Raw genomic sequence first — 8084 nt, forward strand, 5'->3', positions numbered from 1 at the left:
AAAAAACTTTGCAAGAGTGCGAGCAACCGCTAAAGAGGATGCTTATCAACTTGCGAAGGGGAATGGTGGTTCGGGAGTTAAGGGTACGGGTAACACTAGTAAGGCTGCTGATGATGTAGTTAAAGATGGTAGTCACTTTTTAGATGAATTTAAATTGAAACCTAATGTGAAATATGAAACGAATGGATATCTGTATCAAACGGATGAACTAGGAAGAATTGAGAGAGCTTCTGGAGAATTAACGTTAGAGATGGGAGAACGTAATAGTAAGCATCAGTTAGCTGCTGGGGGGGAAAATAGAGTTAAAGCTCCTAGTACTCAAGGAGATCATGGTGGACATTTAATCGGTACGCAATTTAATGGATCTCCACTAATTGATAATATAGTTGCAATGAATGGTAATGTTAATGTAAGTGCTTATAAAAAATTGGAATCTGCTTGGGCAAAAGCTTTAAGAGATGAGCGGAAAGTTATAGTTGATATTAGACCTGTATATGAAGGGAATTCTGTAAGGCCTGTTAGCTTTAACATAAAATATAGAATTGATGGAGAAAAATTTAAAGCCAGTTTGAAAAATGTATATGGAGGAAAGTAAATGAATACAGAGAACTTGGAAAGTATTTATCAAAAAGTAGCTATACAGTTAAACAATATTATTCCAGAACCATGGGAAAAAGTAATGGTATATTCAGAAGTTGATGAATATAGTGATTCGACGGTATTTTTCTACTATCCAAAAAATAAGCAGGAACCAATATACAGTTTAGATATTGAAGATATGGAAGGAATTGATGAAGATGAGATTGATCATCAATTAAATAATCTTGACAGCATCTTTAGAGAATTATGGGAAGAATTTAAAAGAAATAAGCAGGAACCTTGGACTAATTTAACATTTGAGTTATATTCTACTGGTAAGTTTGATATTGAGTTTGATTATACTATATTAGAGGAAGAAAATAATTATAATCATTATGAGAGATTAATTATATGGAAGTATAAGAATTTGGGTATTTTCCCTGATGAAAAAAGAGAAAGTGATGTGAAATTAATTAGAGAATATATTAATACACAAAAATGATCTCTACTAGGGTTATAGATATAAGGTGTTTGAAAATACATACTCCATGATGGTTGTACCATCATAGAGTATTATGTGCAATGATAGAATAGAAAAAGAAGTACGAGCTTAGGCGAGATGACATTTTACTGGGCGATGAATATAAACACATGGAATGTATATTAAATTAACGAACTCGTACAAACTCGTAAGTTTTAACGTAGTAGTTGTTATGACGTATAAAAGGTGTCATACTGTTACTACAAAACTTACAAAATTAATGCTACTTAAAAACATATGAACTTAAAGCACTTGATTGTCAATTAAAGGCAACAAGTGTTTTTTTGCGTTTTAGCGTAGAAATTTAAAAGAGCATTATAATTTTATAAGTGCATTAAGTGTTAAATTTTTATTGTTGTTTTATAGATTGTAATGGCTATGTACAATGTACGACGATAGTAGAGGAAAAAATAAAGGGTTGTGTTATTTTTTGAAGTCATCGTAAAGTACGTTTTAACGGATGGACGTTATGCACACGTTATCCGCAAAAAGCGGGTAAACGTTACAGGGACTTTAATTGCTGTAACGGAAAGGGGCTCAATATGGGAGAGAAAGTAGTTGGTTATGTACGAGTTTCAACAGAAGGACAAGTACGTGAAGGATACAGCCTAACGTATCAAGTAGAAGAAATTGAACGGTACTGCATTGAAAATAAACTACAGCTGCTTCACATATACGAAGATAAGGAAATTAGCGGAGCGACAGTAGATGAAAATGGATTAACAGTTGAACGTGAAGGCTTACAAGAATTACTGTCAGATATGACGTATCATCAAGTAAGCAAAATTATTGTGCTCAATACATCTCGATTATGGCGTTCTGATATGGCAAAAGTGTTAATACAACGAGAACTAAAGAAACATGAGGTTGATGTGAAAGCAATTGAACAACCGAATTATAGTATATACACGCATGACCCAAATGACTTTTTAGTAAATGGCATGTTAGAGCTATTAGACCAATATCAACGTCTCGAGATTGCATTGAAGCTAAGTAGAGGTAGAAAGAAGAAAGCGGAACAAGGTGGCTATGCAGGGGGCGGTGTGATGTTTGGTTATAGGGCAAAGAAAGGACAAAAAGTGTTAGAAGTAGATGTTAATAAAGCAATCGTTGTACGTAGGCTATTTGAGCTACGACACTTTTTTAGGCATTGGTCGCTGACTCAATTGGCAGAACGACTTAATGTAGAGGGCTATCGTACTGAGAAAGGAAAGTTGTTTACGAAAGTACAAGTGAAACGCATGTTAGACCGAGAGAACTTTTATCGAGGGGTATATACATACGGGCAAATACAAACAAATGGGAAACATCCAGCAATTATATAAAAGTCGTACTTAAAAAAATCGCTCATTTTACTATATGTACTTATGAAATTATGAAAATGGATAGGCTTGCGTACCTATGCGCATCGGAAGATGAACGCTCGAACTAAGGTTGCCGACATTTTTATATATGACTAAATCATTGGATAGAGGGATGAGTTATGCATAATAGACAAAACTATTTGTATGTAGGAGTAGATTTACATAAGGAGCATCATACGGCTGTTATGATTAATTGTTGGCAAGAGAAATTAGGAGAAATACAGTTTGATAATAAACCATCTGCATTTTCGAAGTTTTTATTAGAAGTAGAGACATATGTGAGTGATGGGATAACTGTTGTATTTGGTTTAGAAGATGTTGGTGGATATGGAAGAGCATTAGCGAAGTATTTAGCAGACCATGAACGAGTTGTGAAAGAAGTAAATCCAGCTTTATCATTTTTAGAACGTAAAAGTGAAGTAATGATTAAAAAGAATGATAGTTGGGATGCGGAATGTGTAGCACGCATATTGGTAAACAAATTTAATCAACTACCAGATGCAAAACCAAACGATTTATTTTGGTCGATACAACAATTGGTTTCAAGAAGGAATGCATTAATAAAAGCACAAAGTGCGTTAAAGAACCAACTACATATTCAATTGAACCATCATTATCCAAGCTATAAAAAGTTTTTCTCAGAATTAGATGGGAAAACAGCACTAGCATTTTGGCAGCAATATCCGTCACCGTCTTGTTTAGAGGGTGTTAGTATAAAGAAATTAACAGCTTTTTTATTAGATGTTAGTCACAATACATGTTCAGTAAAGAAAGCAAGTGACATATTAAAACTTGTAAAAGAAGATGGACAAACAATGAAGGAATATCAAGACACACGAGACTTTTTAGTAAGAAGTATTGTACGGGATATTGATTTTAAAAAGAAGGAAATGAAATACATCGAAAGAGAATTAAAACGGTTAGTAAATCTACTAGATTATCAATTAGAGACGATGCCGGGAATAGAACTTGTGACGGCATCAGCATTAATTGCAGAAATTGGAGATGTAAGGCGATTTCCAAATGCCAACAAATTAGCACGATTCGCGGGGATTGCGCCAGTTTACTTTGGTTCTGGCGGAAAAGGTAAGACACATAAAAGCAAACAAGGAAACAGGGCGCTACACGCTTTATTTTATAATTTAGCAGTACAGCAAGTGCAAGTAGCAAAAGGAAGTAAGATGCCACGAAACCCAGTGTTTCATGCGTACTATCAAAAGAAGCTTAAAGAAGGTAAAACAAAAGGACAAGCACTTGTGTGTATTATGAGAAGGCTTGTAAACATTATATATGGAATGATGAAATATAAAACAGCATATGAATTGCCGATAGTGGAAGAAAAAGAAGTAGTTTAATAAGGTTTACATGGTTTGCTTTTTTATTGTGAGGGTTTAAGATTACAACATAGGGTACGGGTAAAAATCCAGAAATAGTAAAGTTTACAGAGGAACAATTATCTACTAAACCCTTATATTCTAGGGATCCTGAAAAATGGCAGAAAAAAGGTGGGAAAATCGAAATTAGTGAGGAAGGAATATGGACTTATATTGATTGGGAGATTCCTCCAAATCGAGTTTCTTATCCTGGAGGTTTTCCCGACTTTAAATCTGCTGGGTTGGTAAGACAAGAAGTTCCGATAGGTGAATTTAATAGATATGACATTGATTTTGCTAAGGCTGATGAATTAGCTCCAAATGGACCAAAATTAGATGAAAACACATGGCACCATCATCAAGATTTAACAACAATGCAAGAAGTTAGTAAAGAGATGCACAGAAGATTTCGACATATGGGTGGAATGTCATTAGCTAAGAAGTTAAAAGATTAAATAGGAGTGAAATAAATGAATTTAAATGCTTTTGGTAAAGCAACTGAAGAATCAATTAAAGAATTAGAAGAGTTTTTAGGATTTTTACTTCCGGAAGATTATAAAAATTTTTTAAGTGAATATAACGGAGGGACTTCGAAAGTTAGGTATAGTAAATTTTTTGTTAAAGAATTAAATCAGGAAATCCCTTTAGATGTTTTGTATGGTATAGGTGTAAAAAAAACTTTTGATTTAAGTGAATGCTATGAAGAGTTTGAAGAAGATATGTTACCGAACAGTTTAATAATAGGAGATGATCCGAGTTCAGGGTTAATTGTACTTATTACAGATACTGAAAACCATGGTGTATATTATTGGGATCACTCTTTTTATTTTCCACATTCTAGTGAAGAAGAAAATACGTATAAAATAGCTAATAGCTTTAAGGATTTTATTAATGGATTGAAGAATCCTTAATTATTAACTTTTGTATATTGTAATTAATAATTTAAGAGGTTAAGCAAATATACGAAATGAATTACAGTGACTTTACACATGAGAATGTCAAAAGTTGTGGTGCATGGTTAAAGATAACAAGCATATATGTAGATGAGTAAAAAATAAAGTATATTTGCAGTGAAAAAAAGCATAGGCTGTTAGAAAGTACGTACTTCATGATGGTTGTACCATCATGGAGTACTATGTGCAATGATAGAATAGAAAACGAAGTACGAGCTTAGGCGAGATGACATTTTACTGGGTGATGAATATAAACACATGGAATGTATATTAAACTAATGAACTCGTACAAACTCGTAAGTTTTAACGTAGTAGTTGTCACGATATATAAAAGGTGTCATACTGTTGCCATAAAACTTACAAATTTAATGCTACTTAAAAACAGATGAACTTAAAGCACTTGATTGTCAATTAAAGGCAACAAGTGCTTTTTTTGTTTTAACGTGAAAATTTAAAAGAGCACTATAATTTTATAAGTGCGCTAAGTGTTAAAATTTTATGGATTGTAATGGCTGTGTACAGGGTATGACGATAGTAGAGGGAAAACAAGTATAAAAATAAAGGGTTGTATTATGTTTTGAAGTCATCGTAAAGTACGTTTTAACGGATGGACGTTATGCACATGTTATCCGCAAAAAACGGGTAAACGTTACAGGGACTTTAATTGCTGTAACGGGAAGGGGCTCAATATGGGAGAGAAAGTAGTTGGTTATGTACGAGTTTCAACAGAAGGACAAGTGCGTGACGGATACAGCTGGGTGTATCAAGTAGAAGAAATTCAGCGGTACTGTAACGAGAATGAATTACAACTGCTTCACATATACGAAGATAAAGGAATCAGCGGAGCACTGATCATCACGACAATCTTTTGTCCACCACTCGGAATCGCAGCTTCAGTTATATACGGTGGTCTCCAAGTAAAAAGTGCCATCGAAGGGGAGGACTGGGGGACGCACCGAAAACTAAGCAAAGAAGAACAAGTAGAAGCTGGCTTCTTCGGAGCACTTGACATCATCCCAGGACTCGATTCAGCAACAAAAGCATTCAAAGGAACACTCGACCTTGGATCCCTGACAAAACTCACAAAATGGAAAGAGGGAATCGCTGATTTTAATCCAAATATGGGGAAAATGTGGTACAATCGTTAAAGGATAATGAGACGTTAAAGAATGCATTACATACATGGAAAAAAACGAAGGTCCCCGTAGCAATTAGGTCAGCAGACACTGGAATGGGAATAAAAATTCCTCATATAGAACATGCAACTGTTGGAGAAATAGCAGAAAACTTTGCAAGAGTGCGAGCAACCGCTAAAGAGGATGCTTATCAACTTGCGAAGGGGAATGGTGGTTCGGGAGTTAAGGGTACGGGTGAAGGGAGTAGGATTATTCCTGGTACTCCGGGAAAGGTTACAGGAGGTAGTTCTACAAAATTAGGACAAAATTTATTGGAATCCATGGGGCTTCCACGTTCTGCATCATGGAAGGGATATCAAGCGCAACATATAATACCTAAAAACTTAAGAAATCATCCAGTATTAAAGAAAATTGGAATGGATATGGATCATGCTGATAACGGGATATTTTTACCGATACCAGCAAAAGATCCAAGTGCTTTGTCTAGGCATAGAGGATTTCATAGTGTATATAATAATGTGGTTAAAGATCAGTTAGATAAATTAAATATCAATCAAAGTATTGAGCAGTTGGAACAACAAGTATTTGAATTGCAACAAAAACTAAAAAAAGGTACAGAAAGTGGCTTGCCATTATACAAATCAAAGGTATTAGAAATCGGTATTGAGAAGTTTTACAAAACAAAATTAAATGAAGAAATAAAGATTTGGCAAAGAGGTGGCGGTGCTACTGAAGAACTTTGGGAAAGGTGGATAAATAAATGAAGTATGGAAAAAACACTCAATTAGTTGAAGAGGTTATTAATTTTATTACAAATTTGCAACTTTTTCGTAATGAAAACCTTCTAAATCGTGATGTTGTTATGGTTAATGAGTATGAAAGAGCACAAGAATTAGCATGGTCTCAAGATTTGGATGAAGTTGAAAACGTTTGGGAAGAGATTAAATCCTCAGAAGGTGGGGAGATAATAGGACAATTATATGAGCATAATTTAAACTCTATGGAACATCCTATAAGGGAGATTATTCAATCATCAGAGAACTATCCAGGTGATTTTGTATCACAATATATTGATATTTTTGAAGAAATAATTGGAGATTTACATATGTGTGCACTAAATCGTTTAGTAAATGGAAAAGTTGATAATTTTTATGAAAGAATCTTTGAGATTTATAAACTTGGGGGTTGGCCTTGTGGATGGGAAGGCGAGTATCCACAGGGAAAAATGATTGTTTATATGCCTGAAAAAGAATAAAAATTATAGTAATGTGATAGTAACTTATAATATATAACAAAAAAATCGATTCGAAGTAAATTGTACCTTATAAACTGAACAATTTACTAAAAAATTTAGGAATTCAAGCATAAAAAATGACTTTGATCTTATGGCAAAGTCATTTTTTTATTTTAATAATTCAGCTTTTGTATAGTTAAAGTTAAGAACAAAAAGGCTGGAAAACAGCAGACAAAATAAATGACTGGAATCACACGATAAACAGCGGATTTGCCAAGGTGGTAGATGGTGTAACAGGTGGATTCGGTATCGCGAAAGATGTCGTATTAGGTCGATCTCCAGTACCCGTTGAAGGAGTCATGGGACTTCGTCGTGGTATGAATTGGGAAGCTGCGGTGAAGACGAGTCATGACGAGTTGAAAGGGATTATTCATAATAAGATTTCTAAGTTGGAAGAGAGTGTTGTTGGTAAGGGTACGGGTAATGGTAAGCATTTACATGATGTACCTAAAATAAAAGAAATTGAAGTGAACTTTAATAGAAATGTAAAACATGATTCAGAAGAGTTTGCGAGACAATTAAAAGACCAAGAAAAAGGTATGAATGAGCTTACAGTGGATGAGTATTTAAAAAGTCGTGAAAGATACATAGCACAGGGGCGAGCTATTGAAGGTAATGCTGCTCAACAAGCTGCTAGAGAAGAAGCTTATGTACAAAAGGTAAATGAACTACAAAGAGAAGGATTAACGTTATCAAATGCCAAGAAAAAAGCCAAGGAATGGCTAGATACTCAAGCTGCACTTCACAACCCTAACCAGATAGCAGGTGGAAAGGCAGAAATAATAGGAGGTATGGGAGATAAAAGGATTAATTCTTCTATAGGTAGTCAATGGCGGTATAGAAT

The 8084-nt window shown here is 34.5% G+C and carries 10 protein-coding genes and 1 pseudogene; all 11 read left to right on the plus strand.

Features of this window, described 5'->3' with window-relative positions; genetic code table 11:
- Window positions 1–16: 16 nt before the first annotated feature.
- The gene (locus MR056_RS21245; RefSeq protein ID WP_242136693.1) at window positions 17–595 is read left to right on the plus strand and encodes a DNA/RNA non-specific endonuclease; all 579 of its coding nucleotides are present in this window, start codon (window positions 17–19) and stop codon (window positions 593–595) included.
- Window positions 596–1081, plus strand: coding sequence for an immunity protein YezG family protein (locus MR056_RS21250; protein WP_012094551.1), 486 nt, complete (start codon window positions 596–598; stop codon window positions 1079–1081). It begins immediately after the preceding gene.
- Window positions 1082–1662: 581 nt separating this feature from the next.
- Complete coding sequence (locus tag MR056_RS21255) at window positions 1663–2445, plus strand: recombinase family protein (RefSeq protein ID WP_087098848.1); 783 nt, start codon at window positions 1663–1665, stop codon at window positions 2443–2445.
- A gap of 158 nt (window positions 2446–2603) precedes the next feature.
- Entirely contained in the window at window positions 2604–3839 is a 1236-nt protein-coding gene (locus tag MR056_RS21260; RefSeq protein ID WP_087098846.1) for an IS110 family RNA-guided transposase, read from the plus strand.
- Between the two features lie 203 nt (window positions 3840–4042).
- Complete coding sequence (locus tag MR056_RS21265; RefSeq protein ID WP_078179046.1) at window positions 4043–4312, plus strand: HNH endonuclease; 270 nt, start codon at window positions 4043–4045, stop codon at window positions 4310–4312.
- Between the two features lie 15 nt (window positions 4313–4327).
- The gene (locus MR056_RS21270; protein WP_016129282.1) at window positions 4328–4768 is read left to right on the plus strand and encodes an SMI1/KNR4 family protein; all 441 of its coding nucleotides are present in this window, start codon (window positions 4328–4330) and stop codon (window positions 4766–4768) included.
- 731 nt (window positions 4769–5499) lie between these two features.
- The gene (locus tag MR056_RS21275) at window positions 5500–5958 is read left to right on the plus strand and encodes a recombinase family protein (RefSeq protein WP_210351320.1); all 459 of its coding nucleotides are present in this window, start codon (window positions 5500–5502) and stop codon (window positions 5956–5958) included.
- Window positions 5959–6041: 83 nt separating this feature from the next.
- Window positions 6042–6710, plus strand: coding sequence for an AHH domain-containing protein (locus tag MR056_RS21280; protein WP_242136694.1), 669 nt, complete (start codon window positions 6042–6044; stop codon window positions 6708–6710).
- The gene (locus MR056_RS21285) at window positions 6707–7201 is read left to right on the plus strand and encodes a cytoplasmic protein (RefSeq protein ID WP_087098844.1); all 495 of its coding nucleotides are present in this window, start codon (window positions 6707–6709) and stop codon (window positions 7199–7201) included. The genes MR056_RS21280 and MR056_RS21285 overlap by 4 nt, the downstream gene beginning before the upstream one ends.
- Before the next feature lie 356 nt (window positions 7202–7557).
- Window positions 7558–7602: pseudogene (locus MR056_RS22480) on the plus strand (hypothetical protein); the annotation flags it as partial.
- A 105-nt stretch (window positions 7603–7707) separates the two neighbouring features.
- A partial coding sequence (locus MR056_RS21290) for a polymorphic toxin type 15 domain-containing protein (protein ID WP_309244634.1) occupies window positions 7708–8084 on the plus strand: 377 nt, incomplete at its 3' end.

It is taken from the genome of Bacillus cereus group sp. BfR-BA-01360 (assembly GCF_022663595.1).
GTDB classification, from domain to species: Bacteria; Bacillota; Bacilli; order Bacillales; family Bacillaceae_G; genus Bacillus_A; species Bacillus_A cytotoxicus.